The sequence below is a fragment of the Streptomyces laurentii genome, assembly GCF_040635425.1.
In the GTDB taxonomy this organism is placed as follows: Bacteria; Actinomycetota; Actinomycetes; order Streptomycetales; family Streptomycetaceae; genus Streptomyces; species Streptomyces laurentii.
Map to the genome: position 1 here is coordinate 172,028 of NZ_JBEYHT010000002.1, position 15,655 is coordinate 187,682.

General features: G+C 69.5%; 12 protein-coding genes. 6 read left to right on the forward strand and 6 right to left on the reverse strand.

What is annotated here, in order from left to right; translation table 11 throughout:
• Positions 1–51 precede the first annotated feature (51 nt).
• Both ABZ693_RS02205 and ABZ693_RS02210 read right to left on the reverse strand, forming a co-directional pair.
• Positions 52–1,314, reverse strand: coding sequence for an NAD(P)/FAD-dependent oxidoreductase (locus ABZ693_RS02205; RefSeq protein WP_359872377.1), 1,263 nt, complete (start codon positions 1,312–1,314; stop codon positions 52–54).
• Between the two features lie 223 nt (positions 1,315–1,537).
• The gene (locus tag ABZ693_RS02210) at positions 1,538–2,554 is read right to left on the reverse strand and encodes a MerR family transcriptional regulator (RefSeq protein WP_435842322.1); all 1,017 of its coding nucleotides are present in this window, start codon (positions 2,552–2,554) and stop codon (positions 1,538–1,540) included.
• Positions 2,555–2,701: 147 nt separating this feature from the next.
• Here ABZ693_RS02210 and ABZ693_RS02215 point away from each other — a divergent pair, with 147 nt between their 5' ends.
• Together ABZ693_RS02215 and ABZ693_RS02220 are read left to right on the forward strand one after the other, a co-directional pair.
• On the forward strand, positions 2,702–3,310 hold the full coding sequence (locus ABZ693_RS02215; RefSeq protein ID WP_359872378.1) for an RNA polymerase sigma factor: 609 nt from the start codon (positions 2,702–2,704) through the stop codon (positions 3,308–3,310).
• Between the two features lie 640 nt (positions 3,311–3,950).
• Positions 3,951–4,460: a hypothetical protein gene (locus tag ABZ693_RS02220; RefSeq protein ID WP_359872380.1), complete on the forward strand. Its 510-nt coding sequence runs from the start codon at positions 3,951–3,953 to the stop codon at positions 4,458–4,460.
• 128 nt (positions 4,461–4,588) lie between these two features.
• On the opposite strand, the gene ABZ693_RS02225 is transcribed toward ABZ693_RS02220, so the two are convergent.
• The 4 genes from ABZ693_RS02225 to ABZ693_RS02240 form a co-directional block, all read right to left on the reverse strand.
• Positions 4,589–8,851: a tetratricopeptide repeat protein gene (locus ABZ693_RS02225; protein WP_359872382.1), complete on the reverse strand. Its 4,263-nt coding sequence runs from the start codon at positions 8,849–8,851 to the stop codon at positions 4,589–4,591.
• 617 nt (positions 8,852–9,468) lie between these two features.
• Positions 9,469–9,618 (reverse strand): hypothetical protein, encoded by a 150-nt coding sequence (locus tag ABZ693_RS02230; protein WP_359872384.1) that lies wholly within the window; start codon positions 9,616–9,618, stop codon positions 9,469–9,471.
• 161 nt (positions 9,619–9,779) lie between these two features.
• Positions 9,780–9,986, reverse strand: coding sequence for a helix-turn-helix domain-containing protein (locus ABZ693_RS02235; RefSeq protein WP_359872386.1), 207 nt, complete (start codon positions 9,984–9,986; stop codon positions 9,780–9,782).
• Positions 9,987–10,258: 272 nt separating this feature from the next.
• Positions 10,259–10,573, reverse strand: a complete 315-nt coding sequence (locus ABZ693_RS02240; RefSeq protein WP_359872388.1) for a helix-turn-helix domain-containing protein — start codon at positions 10,571–10,573, stop codon at positions 10,259–10,261.
• A 280-nt stretch (positions 10,574–10,853) separates the two neighbouring features.
• Here ABZ693_RS02240 and ABZ693_RS02245 point away from each other — a divergent pair, with 280 nt between their 5' ends.
• From ABZ693_RS02245 to ABZ693_RS02260, 4 genes are all read left to right on the forward strand, one after another.
• Complete coding sequence (locus tag ABZ693_RS02245; protein WP_435842323.1) at positions 10,854–12,068, forward strand: DUF3631 domain-containing protein; 1,215 nt, start codon at positions 10,854–10,856, stop codon at positions 12,066–12,068.
• A gap of 194 nt (positions 12,069–12,262) precedes the next feature.
• Complete coding sequence (locus ABZ693_RS02250) at positions 12,263–13,108, forward strand: DUF2637 domain-containing protein (protein ID WP_359872390.1); 846 nt, start codon at positions 12,263–12,265, stop codon at positions 13,106–13,108.
• Between the two features lie 608 nt (positions 13,109–13,716).
• Positions 13,717–13,893: a plasmid mobilization relaxosome protein MobC gene (mobC, locus tag ABZ693_RS02255; protein WP_359872392.1), complete on the forward strand. Its 177-nt coding sequence runs from the start codon at positions 13,717–13,719 to the stop codon at positions 13,891–13,893.
• Positions 13,894–13,897: 4 nt separating this feature from the next.
• Positions 13,898–15,604, forward strand: coding sequence for a relaxase/mobilization nuclease domain-containing protein (locus ABZ693_RS02260; protein ID WP_359872394.1), 1,707 nt, complete (start codon positions 13,898–13,900; stop codon positions 15,602–15,604).
• The last annotated feature ends 51 nt before the right edge of the window (positions 15,605–15,655 follow it).

Here is a 15,655-nt window from a genome sequence, read left to right on the forward strand (position 1 = left end):
ATCGTCACTGCTTCGCGTCCAGGGCTGTCCGCGGATGCGGCCGGACACCGTTCACACCCCGGCGTCACCTCCTTGCCCCCGGTCGGCGACCACCTCGCGCGCGGCGCGCGCCCCCGACGCCATGGCGCCCTGCACCGATCCGGTCGCCCGGTGGTCCCCGCACACGTACCTGCCTGGGCGAAGGCGGGTGGTGCGGCTCAGCGGCCAGGGGGGAAGCATCGCGGGCAGCGCACCCTCGACCGTGCAGGCGGCGACCTGCTGCCAGCCGCTCGTGTCGGTACCGTACAGCTCGGCCAGACGGCATAGCACCGCCTGTGCCCTGCCGGGGAGGTCGGTTCCCAGTACGGAAGTGGAGATCAGCGCAGTGCCGCGGGGCGCGTACGTGGGAGCGACCTCGCTGAGTACGCAGGTGTTCAGGATCGCTCCGGTGCTGTCCACCATCAGGGTCGGTTCGGCCATCGGTGTCCTGCCGATGGCGTGGTAGTAGGTGGTGACGGTGCGTGTGTCCGGCACGGTCAGGTCCGGCAGCAGGCGGGTGGCGGTCGCCGGGTCCGTCGCCACCACGACCGTCCGGGCCGGCACCTCGCTCCCGTCCTCCAGCAGCACTCCGGTGTCGGTGACCTCGGCGACGGGGGTGCCGAGCCGCAGCACGCCGCCGGGCAGGCCGTCGGCGAGTTGGGCCGGGACGGCGCCGATGCCCTGTGCCGGCAGGCACAGAGACCCTCGGACCATGCTCCGCCAGACCAGGTGGAAGAAGCGTGCGGAGGTCTCCAGCCGGTCCTCCAGGAAGACGCCGGACAGCAACGGCCGCAGGATGTCGGCGACCGCGGCGTCCGACACTCCCGCCCGGGCCAGGGCCGCCGAGGTGGAGCCGTCTTCGCGCCGTCTGGCGGCGGAAGCGGGCAGAACGGCGTCCCGCACGGTGAGAGCCGCCAGCGCGGCCAGGTCGCGCGGCGAGACACCCCGCCCCGTCAGCAGAGCCCCCGCCGCACTGGGCTCCCTCGTCGGGTCGGCGAGGCGGACCGGCCCCTTCGACGTATGCGCGACGACGCCCGCGGTGAACGGCCGCAGCCGCAGGCTCCTCAGATCCATGCGCCGCTTCACCTGCGGATACGAGGTGTTGAACACCTGGAAACCACGATCCAGCAGGAACCCGTCCCGCCGGTCCGTGCGCATACGCCCGCCCACGCCTTCGGACGCCTCCAGCAGAATCACCCGCCATCCCGCACGGCACAGGTCCAGCGCGCACACCAGGCCGGACAGGCCCGCACCGACGACGACCACGTCCGGTGCCCGGCGATGTTCCTCGCACATGCTTCTCCTCGGTCGATGTCGTACCCGTGGCACCCGCACATCAGGGCCGTCCGCTCGGCCCCTTCCTCGGCCGATACCCCTGAACCAGCGGGCACAGACCCGTGCCGGAACGTGGCGCGAAAGCAACGCTCGCCCGTGGACGAACGACGCGGCCGCGACCACTGGTCCAGCGGACCACGTTCCCCGGCCGCTGCCCAGGCGCCACGACCAAGACGGCAACACGTCACCAGGAGGCCGACGACTCCAGAGCGGCGACCGCCTCGGCGAGTCCCGACGGACGCGCCAGACCCGCCACCGCCTGCCCCGCCCAGCCGGGTCCCAGCGTCAGCACGACCGGCCTGCGACGGGCACCGCGCACTCCCCACTCCATGACTGCGACGTGCTGAGCCAACGGCCGGCTGGCGGTGGTACGGGACTGCGCCCACAGCCCGACCGCGGCCGGCCCGGTCCTGCGCACGGCCGCGACGAGCGACTCGACGGGCAGGGCACCGCCGAACATACGCACCGGAACGCCGCGCTCCGTCAACGCCGCGGCCAGCACTTCCAACGGCAGGGTGTGGTTCTCCCCCGGGACGCAGGCGAGCACCGTGGTGGCGCCGGCACGGGCGGCGACCGTGTGGGGCGTGGCGCGCCGCAGCGCGCCGGAGACGTGCCAGGACAGGAAGTGCTCGACCTCGACGTACTTCTCGCCCGACGTCTCCCACTTGCGGCCGACCGCCTGGAGCGTCGGCACGATCACCTCGGTCCAAGCGGCGACCAGTCCGTGCTCGGTGATCGCGGTGAGCAGCAGTTCGTCGAGCGCGGCGGCGTCGAGGCGCAGGGCGGCCCTGGCGATTCCCCTGCACTCCTGACGTACGTCACCGAGCCGCAGGCCGCTCCCCGCCCGGCTGCGGGCCTGAGCCGAAGCCCGCTGTGGCCCGGCGGTCCGTCGAGGCCGGGCCGCCACCGGTGATTCCCCGCTTCGCGCGAGCCGTGCGGCCTCGGCCGGGGGCAGCCCTGTCGCCGTCAACGCGCACATCCGCTCCAGCCGCGCCACGTCCCTGGCGGTCCAGCGCCGGTGCCGGCCGCCCGTGTGCGCGTCGGGCCCGAGGCCGTACCGGCGGTCCCACGTGCGGACCGTGGTGGGCGCCACCCCCAGGCGCCGGGCCACCTCACCGGTGGTCAGTCCGCCGTCCGGCGGACCACCCTCGCCGTACCGGCCGTCGTGGTCCTCACCGTTTTCCTCATCAGGCTCACTCACGCCTCCACTGTACGACGCACAAACGACGCACGTTGCTTGCGTCGTTTCCGCGTCCCACACTGCAAGCACGCGCACGGCGGACCGGCGGACTTGCCGTCCGGACACGCTCTTTCGTCCCCGGACGGCGCACGGCAGGAGGAACGTGCCATGAACACGACCGCGCGACCGAGTACCGCTCTGGTCCCGCCCGCGGCGGAGACGCGGCACGAGGAGGACCTCGCCCGCGGCCTCGTCGCCGCTGACGAGGAGGTGTTCGCGGCCATCTACCGGCGCTGGGGACCACTCGTCCACACCATGGCCTCCCGGTCCCTCGGCGACGCTGACGAGGCCGAAGACGTGACTCAGCAGGTCTTCATCGGCGCCTGGGGCGGGCGGCACGGCTTCCGCCCGGAGCGGGGCGCACTCGGTGCCTGGCTGGTCGGCATCGCACGCCGCAAGATCATTGACGCGCTGGCCGCCAGGACGAGGCGTCTGGCCCTCGTCGACTCGGCCGCCCACGAAGCCACGCCCACCCGGTTCGTCCAGGAGATACCGGGCGAGGTGCTCGACCGCGTGTTGCTGGTCGAGGCCCTGTCCCGGTTGCCGCACGCTCAGCGCGAGGTGCTCTGCATGGCCTTCTACGAGGACCTGACGCAGGTCCAGATCGCTCAACGCACCGGTGTGCCCCTGGGGACGGTGAAAAGTCACGCCCGCCGCGGCCTGCACCGGCTGCGTCTGGCCGTCGACCTCGGCGACGCGCACGGAACGGGCATCTGACCGAGCCGAAGAAGCGACGGCGCGGGGGCCGGGAAGCGCCCGCGGATACGACCCTGCTTGCCGAGCCGGCCACTGCTCATGCACCAAGCACACAACCACTGGTGTAGTGGGTCCAGCAGCTGCGCTGACGAGGCAGTTTGGGCAGCACTGAAGCACCTGACACCCCATCAGAAAGAGCGTCAAAATGAGCGTCACGAGCGTCATTTCAGCGTCAAGATATCGCCCGTATCGCCCACACCGCACATAATGCGTACGCACAAAACCGCAGGTCAGGAGCCCTTCGCGGCCGGTTCGAGGATGGCGACGCACTCCACGTGATGCGTCATCGGGAACACGTGCGGCTCCAAGCCACTAAAGAAAGTGCAGGTCAGGCGGTATACCGCGCGCTGTACGGGTGTCACCTCGGGCCTTGAGCGTCAAATGAGCGTCACGGGCGTCTGTCCGAACCGCCCCAGACCAGAGAGCCGACGTCGCCACAGCGAAGTCATGCAAGACGGCGGCTTGAGCGATGAGCGTCAGCCAGCTATCCCGCTCACCGACGTCGGACTGCACCCTTCTCGTCGTCCTCGATAACTTTGAGCAGGTACACGGATGACTCGTGAGAGGTGTCCTGCGACCTCCGGCCACGAATGGGGCGAACATGCTGTTTGAAGAACTGACGGCACTAGCGGCAGAAGGTGGACAGGCACTGGTCCGATCAGTGGGTACCGGATTCTGGCCCGTGACGCAGCGCCGTACCGCAGAGTTGGTCGGGCGCGGTGACGCCGAGCGTGTGAGGGCGGAGCTCGTGCGGCTCGATCGCACCGCGCAGGCCCTGTCGCGCCCACTATCAGGCGATGCTGCTGCGGAGCGGGCGCGACAGGAAGGGCTGTGGGCCGGACGGTTCGAAGCCCTTCTGGACCACCTCTACGGGGCCGAACAGTCGGGTGCAGCAGCAGAGCTGCGCGCACTCCTCGAATTCCTCTCTACCTCCGTCGGTGACACAGTCACCAACACCGGCAATGCGACAGCCCGTGACGGCGGCAGCGCGATCACCGGAATCCGGAACGCAGGCGGTAACCGTCCCGGCGCATCGAAGGTCGCGCACACTGGAGACGCGGAAGCCTCCGGCCCCGGCTCCAGAGCTGTCACCGGGATCGCCAACGAATAGGCCGATCCCGGAACGGCCAGACGCCTCGTGGATACGTTGCACACACCGCAGAACCCGACGATCGACATCGCAAACTCGCAGCGGTCCCCGACGGCATGGACAGGGCGAATCATGGCTGGGTGGTCACATCACCCTCCAGCGCTCGCCGACACCGTCTTCCCCTCCCGCCCACTGCAGCAGTGCTTGAACTTCCGCCCGCGCCGCATCATGCATGGGCACGGCGCATTCCTCCGTGGTCGCACCACCGTTAACGGCACGGCTGCGCCAACAGCCTGCCCAAGGAGGATGGCCTGATTGAGGTACGTGGGGTCGTCCGCCACCATGCCTGGAAGGTTCCGACCAGCAATGACGATCAGCGAGCCATGGTGGGCACGCTCGTACCAATGAGGAAGGAAGTTGAGTGGCAGCCCTCCCACGAGGTCGCCGTAGGGGCTGCCGAGGGTGATTCTGTTGTCGACCAGGCGAGCCTGAAGATCCCGGTCGGAGACGGATGGTAGGTCGCGGAGGTCGAGGGGCTTGCCACCATTATCGGTGTGCAGGGTGCGCAGGTCAGTGAAGCCCGACTCCAGGAAGAGCCGGAGGGCGACGTCCTCGATTCGGCGGCTGTCGTCGAGAGCTCCCCATCCGCCGTGGCAGTCGAGGACGATGCCGGCGCGGTCGCCGCCGAAGAGAATACATTCGGCGTCGAAGCGATCCGGGGAGCGATCGGGGGCCGGTCCGGCGAGTTCGATCACGTCGGAGAGGTGGCAGTGGGAGTGCGCAAGCCGGAGCATCGGGTGCTGGACGTCCGGATGGCAGAGGTAGAGGAGTTCGGCCTCGCCGGATTCGTCAATGATCAGATTGCAGACAGTGCAGTACTGCCTGGAGGTGGCGTACCGAAGCATGAGTGACTCTAGGTCGAATGCGGCCAGCGCCTGCTGCACGGTGTCGGAGATCTGCACACGGCGCAACCGGGGCAGGGCAGCGGACGGCACCGCAGCGTCGCCTTCGCGACCATCTCTTAGGGCGCGAGCGCGAAGTGATTCGAGGATGAGCTGGTCGACCGGGCTGCCGCCTACGAGCTCCTCGGGGCTGGGCAAGGTGCCGTCCGGGTCTGTCTCCTGGTGGAGTGCGCCCAAGAAGACCAGGGTCTCGCCCGCCTCGGGCCAGTTGCCGAGCGCCTGGTGAAGCATGAATGCCTGCCGGGCGCAGGAACGCGCGGCCTCCGACGCGTGGAGGGCCTTCTCGGCGCGGGCCAGGTTGAACAGACAAGTGGCTCGCAACGGGCCGTCGCCGAGACGTTCGCTGATCTGCAGGGCCGTGCGAAAGGACGCCGCTGCGGTGAGGTGGTCGCCAACCTCGGCGTGGCAGGCGCCGAGGTTGGTATGCAGGGATGTCAGCACGCTGTCCATGCCGAGTTTTTCGGCGAGCGGAATGTTCTTAGTCATCAAGGCAACGGCTTCATCCCGGTTGCCGGTCTCCAGCATGCAGGTCGCAGCCTGCGCGCGGGCTGAGAGGAGGACGTGCAGATCTTTGTGCTCGGCAGCGACTTGCGCAGTCTGTTCGTACTGGTCAGCTGCTTCGTTCCATCGCCCAGCCCGCGCGTGGATGTTGGCCAGTGCCATCCTGCAGTGCAGGACGCCATCGAAGTCGTCGTGCCGCTCGCAGTCGTTGAGTGCCGTGGTGATCGCGGACAGGGCTTCGGCGTGCAGGCCGCGTCGCGAGTGGAGGACAGCCAGCGCGCGCGTCGCCCGGGCCCGGGTGCGAGGGGAAGCGGCGTCGCTGAAGTCGGAGACTACGGACCGCAGCATGCGGGCGCCATCCCGCCACTGCCCTGCGACGACCAGGGCTTCGCCCAGCGCCGCCCGCACCTGGGCGAGCGCCCGACTCTCGTCAGTGGCGGCAAGAGACTGCTCCGCTTCCGTTAGCAGGCGGACGGCGTCTCCGATCCGCCCCCGGTGCCACAGCAACTGGGCTCGTTTCCGCAGGACATCTGCTTGAAGAACCGGGCTGCCGGACTCCTGGGCCATGTCCGACGCGACCTTGAACTGCGACTCCGCCGTGTCGTGGTGCCCAATGCCGCCGCTGTACGAGGCGAGATAGGTCAGGGCGCGCGCCGCATGCTGATGGTCGCCGATTCCGATGGCGAGCTCGGCGCACTGCGTTAGGTAGGTCGCGGCTTGGTCGAGGTCAGCGCGATGCGCGGCATCCTCACCGAGCCGGAACAACACCCGAACCTGGCCCTGTACGTCACCCGTCTCCTGATGGATGGACAGGGCTGCCTCAAGCGGCCCGACCGGAGCAGACGCCGGCCGGGCGTCGGCCGGAACCGCCGCAAGGTCCATCAGCGCCTGCGCCTCCCATTCCCGGCTGCCGATGACTCGTGCCCGCTCGATGTCTCGGACGGACTCCTCCGCCGCCTCTACCTCGCGGCCCGTGCTGCTGAGCAGTTTGGAGATCGACCGCGTAGCAAGCATCTCACCGAAGCCACTGCTCCGACTCAGGTCCCGACTGTTGCGCAGGTAGTTCTCGGCCCGACGGATCTGCCCGACTGCAAGGTACGCCTGGCCAAGATTGCCTAGGGCAAGCGCTAGTGCCTGATGATGCCCGGTGGTCCTCCAGTAGTGCAGTCCGTTTCGCAGGTACTCGATGGCGTCACGAGGTCGGCCCAGGTTGATCAGTAGTGTCCCCAGACCGAGCTGTGCCATGAAAAGATGCTCTGCTTCGTTGGCCGCGCGCCCCGTTTCAGCGCAGCGGTGGAATAGATCAGCGGCATCCTGGCTCTCGCCGAGGTGTGCGGCGACGACGGCCCGGTTGTACAGCGCGGTGGCCGTCCAGTCAGGGTGTCCAGTCAGCTCCCCGGCCTCCTGTACGCACTGGTAGACGCGGTCCAGCTCCTTCCAGTGACTGGCAACCCGCAAGTGGTCGGTGAGTGCGAAGGCGAGAAGCAATAGGTGGTCCCAGGCCTCGTACTGCCGGGCCGTCTCAACTAGAGCGACAGCGCCGGGACGGTCCGCTTCCAGCGACCGCAGCGCTGCGGGACTGCTCTCGGCAGGGACGGTCGCCTTCTCGTCCAGAAAACCGATCGCGTCGGTAGACGACCGCACGCGGACGGCCGTGACAAGACAGGCATGACGAACAACATCCGCCCGTTGCGTCCTCGGCCACGATGCGGACGTCAGTCGGGCGAAGCGGTGCTGAATCTCGTGCATCACGAATCGGTCGTCGTCGATCTGCTCGATCAGGCTGAGCTCGACCAGCGAGTCGAGAAGCGTGGCCATGTCTGTGAGATCGTCGTCGCTGATCTCGTCCAGCGGAGGCTGTGCGATGCCTGCTGCGACAACATCAATGGTGAACGACATGTGCGGCAGGACGCCGAGCGCGGAGAAGACTTGTGCCTGATCGCGGTCGAGCGCGTCGAAGCTCTGCTGAAGCACAGGCCGCAACGCGGTCTGGCCAGCGACCAGGGCCTTAACGCTGCGGTCGGGGTTAGTGATCTCGGACAGGTAGCGGTCTGCATTCACACGGGGCCGCCGGGCCAAATGCGCCGCGGCGATGTGCAGGGCGAGCGGGTGACCGGCGCATGCTGCGGACAGCACGGCCGTCTGCTCGTCGGTCAGCCGGCCGGGGCCGGCAACCGACCGTACGAGTTCCTCGCTGGGCGCGGCTGGCAGCGGGCCGAGGTCGATGAGGCGGACCAGGCCGCTAAGCCCGCTGAGCTTGAGACGGCTGGTCCCCACCAGCGCGAACGGGCCGTCGATAGAGACGATCTCAAGGAGCGCCTCTTCCGAGATGACGTCGTCGACGAGCAGTAGGACGCGCTTGTTGGCGAGCGTCGTCCGCAGCAGCGCCAGCTGCTGATCACGGCGGTCCGGCAGGGGAGGCTCGGACGGAAAGAGCGCGTGGAGTATCGATGCCACAAGGTCCGTGGAGCCGGTCGACAGCGCGAGATTGATGTGAAACTGGCCGTCCGGATACCGCTCCGCAGCCAGTCGGGACATACGCAGGGCGACGTCGCTCTTCCCAATTCCAGGAGCGCCAGTCACCACGACTGCCGCCCGTCCGCCGACGTCTGCGCGCCGCAGCACCTCAAGACCGGCTGAGATCTCCGACTCACGCCCGAACAGGTGCGGGCGCCGTTCGCCGGGCAACACGGAGTCCTGAACCGAGCGAGTCCGACGGGGCGACAACGTCACACGGACGTCGCCCGCCACATACCCAGAGATTGCCACCCCGCCGTGCGAGGCATACGCCGCTCCCGTTGCCATGACCGAAACGGAGCTGGGCTGGCCGGACGCTGTCGCCGCGTTGGCCCCAGAGATCGCGGTGCCACCGTTCGTCGCACGGGCGTCGCCACTGTCCCGTACCTCAGCGCCCGGCCCGAATTCGCCAGACTTGCTCTTGTCCTCCATCAACCCGCTCCCGGAGACTAGCTGTAGTCGATCCCAGTACCGGCGCTGCTGCCGGCCCCGTCTGCTTTGGCAGCACCAGTCCGCTCCACCCGGGTCAATCCTGTACGCACCCCGCCGGGCCTACGGATCCCGGTGTGCGCAGCCCCACCACCAGATGCCTTCGCTTGGCCAGTATCCGTGGCGGAATCCCCATACCCGGACTGCACCCACGCCCACAGCAGCGCTGCAACCCCTGTACCTGCCTGCAATGACGCTCCGACCAGCTCCCCGCTCCCCGGGCCGTTCAGCAACCACACCATCGGCGTCGCCGCAACGCAGGCCACCCCAATCACGATCAGCGTAATCTTCCACGGCCGTGTCACGCCGTCCCACCTACCTTCCTAGCCAGCCTTTCCGCAGGTATAGCAAGGACGCTCACGCCGTTGCTACGGATTCCGACGGTCTGCAGGAAATTGAGCGATCGACGTGCGATGCCGTCCAAACTCAGGTAGGCGCCTGTGGCGAGAACCTCATGTCAGCCATCAGAGCACGGAGGGGGCCCGGCCGAGGTCGGCCAGGGGTCGCGAGCCGGTCAGTCGGAAACGAAGGCCGCCTGCAATGGCCTTCGCTCGCATGCCTCAATGGTGGTTCTTGATGCTGGAGGCGTCACCGCGCAGGGTGTGCGGCTCGACTACACGAGCCTGCCACCAGCGGGCGTGCCACGCGTGGAACGCCATCTCGCCGGCCCGCGGGTCCCGTACGGTTCCGCGGGCGAACCGGGTCTCCATGTCGGTGCCCCAGGCGCGGGCCTGCGCCTTGAGGGGAAACGATTCGCTGTAGCGGTCTCCCGCCCGGTTGCGGACAGTCGCCTGCCACTTGCCGGACTTCAGTTTCCGGAGGTACGTAGTTCACTCCTGCCTCTATCGCGGGTTGACGGACTCCGATCTGGTCAGCGTCGGGGGACGGGCGGGGTGACCGCCCTGCTGCTGATGAAGTCGTCCAGTCCGGCGGCCGGGACGCGGACACGGGAGCGTCCGGGACCCGTGCGCAGATCGACGACGGGTAGCTCGCCGGCGGCAATGAAGCGGTAGACGGTGCGGCGATCGACATCCAGGGCGGCAGCGACGGCGGGTATGGAAAGCAGCCTCGGGGCCAAGACGGGTCCATTTCATGAGAAGGCGGAGGAGGAGTTGACGATTCGCGCCGGGAGTGAACCCCGGTCAGATCGGAAAGGGCGGCGAGAGAGCCTCCTTCACTGGCTGCTCCAAGCGGAAACTCCTACGTGAGAGCGCGAGACGTAATCCTTACCTCGCGGGCGCAGCGGAGTTTCCCGGATCGACATGTCGGCGACTCACTCACGGCACCTCTCGTATCTTTTGGGCAGACTTCTGGCATGGGCCGGAATATCGGGCGTTCCGGGAGCAGTAATCATCCGGAGAATCCCCGGTTTCGGAAACCGGGGATCGTCGGGTATGTTGCGCCCGCTTCCGCCTCTCCTGCGGGAGCGAGGAGTGCGTGGGGAGGGATTCCGAGGGCGGCGGCAATGGCGACGAGGTCGTCGATGTCGCAGCGGCGGACGGTGCGTTCGATGCGGGAGAGCGCGGTGAAGGTCATGGGCCGGCCGCGTCCGGTGACGCGGGCGGCGAGCCGGCGCTGGGAGTAGCCGCGGGCGGTACGGGTGCGTTCGATGGTGTGGGCGGTGGCTTGTCCGGCGGGTCCGATTTCGAGTGGGCGTGGCGGCATGGGTGGTGTTGTAGCTTGCGCGCCGGCTACTGGGGAAGGGTTTTCCTGTCTGCTGTGAGCGATGCGCCGAGGGGACGCCGAATTTCCGGATGATTTCGGCGACCGGGATTCCGGGGCTACTGTTTCGAGGCCTGCCCCAGACGACTTGTGAAGGTGTTCAGAGCCAACGCTGGACTTCGTGCGACGGGTGTGGCTGTGTTGTCCACGCAGCCCGGCCTCGCCGGAATTCTCTGCCCCCGTGATGGTCGACGGATTCGACCGCCAGTAAAGGAGCCGCCCCTTGGAATCCCCCACCTCGATAACTGGCCACGACGGCGCACAGCAGTCGCCGTGGCCGCCGGTCGCCGTCCCTGGTCAGTCGGCCACCGCGCCCGCGCCCGTCGCGGACCCCGAGGGCGAGGAGGTCCTCGACCAGCTCCGGGACACCATCCGGCGCTACGTCGTGATGCCGAGCGAAGAGGCCCTGACCGCGACCACGCTGTGGGCGGCGGCGACCCATCTGCAGACGGTGTGGCAGCACGCGCCGCGTCTGGCGGTGGTCGGACCGGCGAAGCGGTGCGGGAAGTCGCGGCTCCTGGAGGTCCTGATCGAGGCCGTCCACGAACCGCTGATCACGGTCAACGCGTCCGCCGCGGCGATCTTCCGGTCGATCGGCGAGGCCGACCCGCCCACGCTCCTCGTCGACGAGGTCGACACCATCTTCGGCAGCGCGAAGGTCGCGGAGAAGAACGAGGAGATGCGCGGCCTGCTCAACGCCGGCCACCAGCGCAACCGGCCCACCCTGCGCGTCACCGGCCCCAACCACGAGGTGGTCAAGTTCCCCACCTTCGCCATGGCCGCCCTCGCCGGCATCGGCGACCTGCCCGACACGATCATGGACCGGTCGGTCGTCATCCGGATGCTCCGCCGTGCCGAGACCGAGAAGGTCAGTGCCTGGCGCTACGGACGCGACGACCTGGCGGTACGCGAACTCCGCACCCGGCTGGCGGCCTGGCTGGCCTCCGTACGCGAAAAGGCCCTCGCCCTGGAACCGAAACTGCCGGTCGAGGACCGCGCCGCCGACACCTGGGCACCGCTGATCAGCGTCGCCGACCTCGCGGGCGGACACTGGCCCGTCCTGGCCCGCACCGCATGCACCGCCATGACCGACTACGAATCCGGACGCGACGAGGACGGCGGACTGAAGATCCGCATCCTCGCCGACATCCGACGCGCCTTCGCCTCCGAAGGCGACCCGCCGATGATCCGCACCGGCCGCCTCCTGGAGACCCTCAACGCCGACCCCGAGGCACCCTGGGCCGAGCACAGCCCCAACGGACTCACCCCGCGCGGCCTGCAGATCCTGCTCCAGGACTACGGCATCAAGTCGGCCAACCGCCGCTTCCCCGGCAACCACCAGGCCAAGGGCTTCACCCGCGCCCAGTTCACCGACGCCTGGACCCGCTACTGCCCACCCGAGGCAGCCGCCACCCTCCCCATCGAGCCCGGCGCCTGACCCTCCACGACTCGTCCCACTCGTCCCCGCGCAGGTCAGCACGGGGACGAGTCACCGGCCCGCAACGAGTCGACTCGACATCACCGCCCCACCCGTACCTGCCCTGACCAGCGGCGGGACGAGTGGGACGAGTCAACGCACCCCACAGCCGCCCACACCAAATGGCGCCCCACCCCATTCCTGGAGCACACCGTTTGACCGCGCCCACACCCGCCCACCGCACCGCCGACCGATACACCCTCCTCGCCGCCAGCGCGGTGATCCTCGCCCTGACCACCGCCGGATTCTGGCTGTCCTACGCCCACCTCGCCGAGATCGCCGGACAGCACGGCCTCGGCAACTCCCCCGCCCGCCAGTGGGCCTGGCCCGCCACCCTCGACGCCTTCATCGTCGCCGGTGAACTCCTCACGCTCCGCGCGAGCCTGCGCCGCGAGCCGGACGGCTGGGCAGTCGCCCTCACCGCCGGCGGATCCCTCGGCTCCATCGCCCTCAACGTCGCCGGCGTCACCGGCACGCGTGATCCGGCCGACGTCCCCCTCCTCGACTATGTCGTCGCCGCCGTCCCTCCGGCCGCCGCCCTCCTCGCCTTCGGCGTCCTCATGCGCCAGATCCACCAGCACCTCGCCCGACCCGACCGAGGAGACGAACCGGAGCGGCGGCGCGATGCGGCGGGCCCCTCGCCCGCCAACGACGGACATCCCCTGGACAGCGATACGCCTCGCTCCCACCCGGTCCCCGCCGAGACCGGTCCGGAACCGGCCTCCGCTCACGAGCCCCCTCGTGTCGACGGGCCGCCCGCGCAAGAAGGCCCACGGCCGTCGCCCACGCGCAAGGTCGGTCGTCCGGCGACCGGAGACCTGACCGCGTTCCTCCCGATCGTCGAGCGGATAGAGGGACCAGCGACCCGGTCGACCATCCGAAACGTCCTCCGCGAGGCCGGTCACACCATCAGCAACGAGCGGTTGACCGAACTCAAGGCGCTCCTCACGGACCAAGCGGCCAGCGCCCCGTCCGCCTCACCTATGGCCGCTGACCGGTAATCACCGCAGCTCAACGCCGCTTCGGCCGGACCGGTCCGGCTGTCCGGCCGACCGTCCATATCTCCGGCCGGTCCCACCCATGCCCCCAGCGGATGCGCAGCGGCTCTCAGCCGCGAACGCGGACCGTCCTTCTGTCACACCCTCATCCACCAGGAGCCCCGTCCGTGACATCCACCCCGCAGCACTCCCGCGATCCTTCGACGATGCCGCTGATGCCGATCGAATCTGCTTCCCCGATCAGGAAGGGCACCCTCCCTGACCTCGGCGCAGCAAGTTGTCGGGTAAGGAGTCCTTACCCGGCCTCCGCCCGAGGGGAGGCGGAGGCATCCGGCGCCGAGGGGGCGCCGGGGGCGGCCGGCCTGGGGGAGCCGGCTCGGGGAGAAGCCGCGCAGCCGCCGACGCCTCGCCGCCGTCTGCGTGAACCCGCGCTGCGTGAGAAGCGCGTCCACCCGCGCTACAGCGACGACGAGTTCGCCCTCCTCGCGAATGCCGCCCGACTCAGCCGCATGTAGGTCGGCGGCTATGTCGCCGAGACCTCGCTCGCCGCCGCCCGTTCCGACGACCCCACCGCCGCGGTCGCCGACTACCGCGCCGCGGTCAAGGCGCTGATGGCCGCCAACGGACAGCTCGCCAAGATCGGCAGCAATCTGAACCAGCTCACCCGCCACCTCAACCAGGACGGCCCCTGGCCCGGGCCCGGGATCGTGATGCGGCTGCTGCACCATGTCGAGGCGTCGATCGCCGACGTGGACACGGCCGTCGCCCAAACGGCCTCCGGGCGGTGACCGCGTGATACCGAAGATCATCCTGGGCAAGGGCGCCCGCGCCACCCGCCGCCTCATCGGCTACCTCTACGGACCGGGCCGCGCCAACGAGCACACCGACCCGCACCTGGTGGCGTCATGGAACGGCTTCGCCCCCGACCCCGGCCGCAGCCCTCACCGCAGCCCGAAGTCCGTCGAGGACCAGCTCGCCGCACAGCTCGACCAGCCCGTGAAAATGCTCGGTGACAAGGCCCCGGCGACCACCGTGTGGCACTGCCCGGTCCGGGCCGCGCCCGAGGACCCGATCCTGACTGACGCCCAGTGGGCGGACATCGCCCGACGGATCGTGGCCGCTGCCGGCATCGCTCCCGAGGGCGACGAGGAAGCCTGCCGCTGGGTGGCCGTCCGCCACGCCGACGACCACATCCACATCGCCGCCACCCTCGTACGCCAGGACGGCCGCCGCCCGCACCGCGACCACGACATCCGCGCCGTCCAGCGTGAAGCCCGCACGATCGAAGTCGACCTCGGCCTGCGCCGGCTCAACGCCGGTGACGGCACCGCCGCCAAACGCCCCACCAGCAAGGAGCACTTCAAGGCCAAGCGCCAGGCCCGAAGCGTCACGACCCGAGAGATCCTGCGCATGCGGGTCCGCCAGGCGGTGGCCGCCGCCTCCAGCGAGACCGAGTTCTTCGCCCTGCTGGAAGCGACCGGCGTGAACGTGCGTCCCAAAACCGGACCGTCAGGCGACATCCTCGGCTTCAGCGTCGCTCTTCCCGGCGACGTCAACAAGCACGGCGAGCCGGTCTGGTTCTCCGGCTCCACCCTCGCCGGCGACCTCTCCCTGCCCAAGATCCGCCACCGCCTCACCACCACCAGCCCCGAGCACATCACCGCGCGGCCGGCCGACCCCTGGCACCAGGCCACCGCCGCCACCGAACGCATCCCCGACCACCTCACCCGCAGCAACGACCACATCGCCCAGGGCCAGCTCGTCGCCCTCGGCGGAGTCCTCGACCTGCTGCCACTCACCGCACCGGCCGCGGTGAGGGCCGAACTCGAACGGGCCGCCGCACTCTTCGAACGCGCCACCCGCTCACGCATCACCGCCGACCTCGACAGTGCCCGCGCCCTGCGCGGCAGCATCCAGACAATCCTGCGTACCCCCACGGCAAGGGGCGACGGGGCCGGGCTGGCCATGCTCCTTGACGCCGCCCTCATCGCGGTGGCGTTCGCACGACACTGGCACCGCACGCGCCGGCACGCCCAGCAGGAAGCGGCTGCCGAACAGGCCCTCGTCCACCTCCAGACCGCGTACGCGCAGATCGCCGTCCCGGCCTTGGACGACCTCGCCCGCCGCGCCCCCGGCATCCCGACCAAGCACCGCTACGCCCGTCACCTCCAGCAGACCGTCCCCGAGCACACCGAACGCATCCTCCGGGACCCGGCCTGGGATGCCCTCGCCACCGTCCTCGCCGACGCGGAAGCAGCCGGCCACAACCCGACCACACTCCTCGACCAGGCGCTCCGCCAACGCACCCTCGACGACGCCCGCAACCCCGCCCGCACCCTGACCTGGCGCATCCACCGCCTCGGCCAACGCCGCGCACCCAGCCCCCATACCCAGGCGGCCATGGCCCGCAGCACCACGCGCCGCCCCATCGCCCCGGCCAACCTCACGGCAAGCGCGCCGGACCTCGCCCCGCAGTCGGCCAGATCCCGGCGAAGGTGATCTTCCCTGCACCGGGATGCCGGGAGAACGCCTACCTCACAGGTCGCGTTC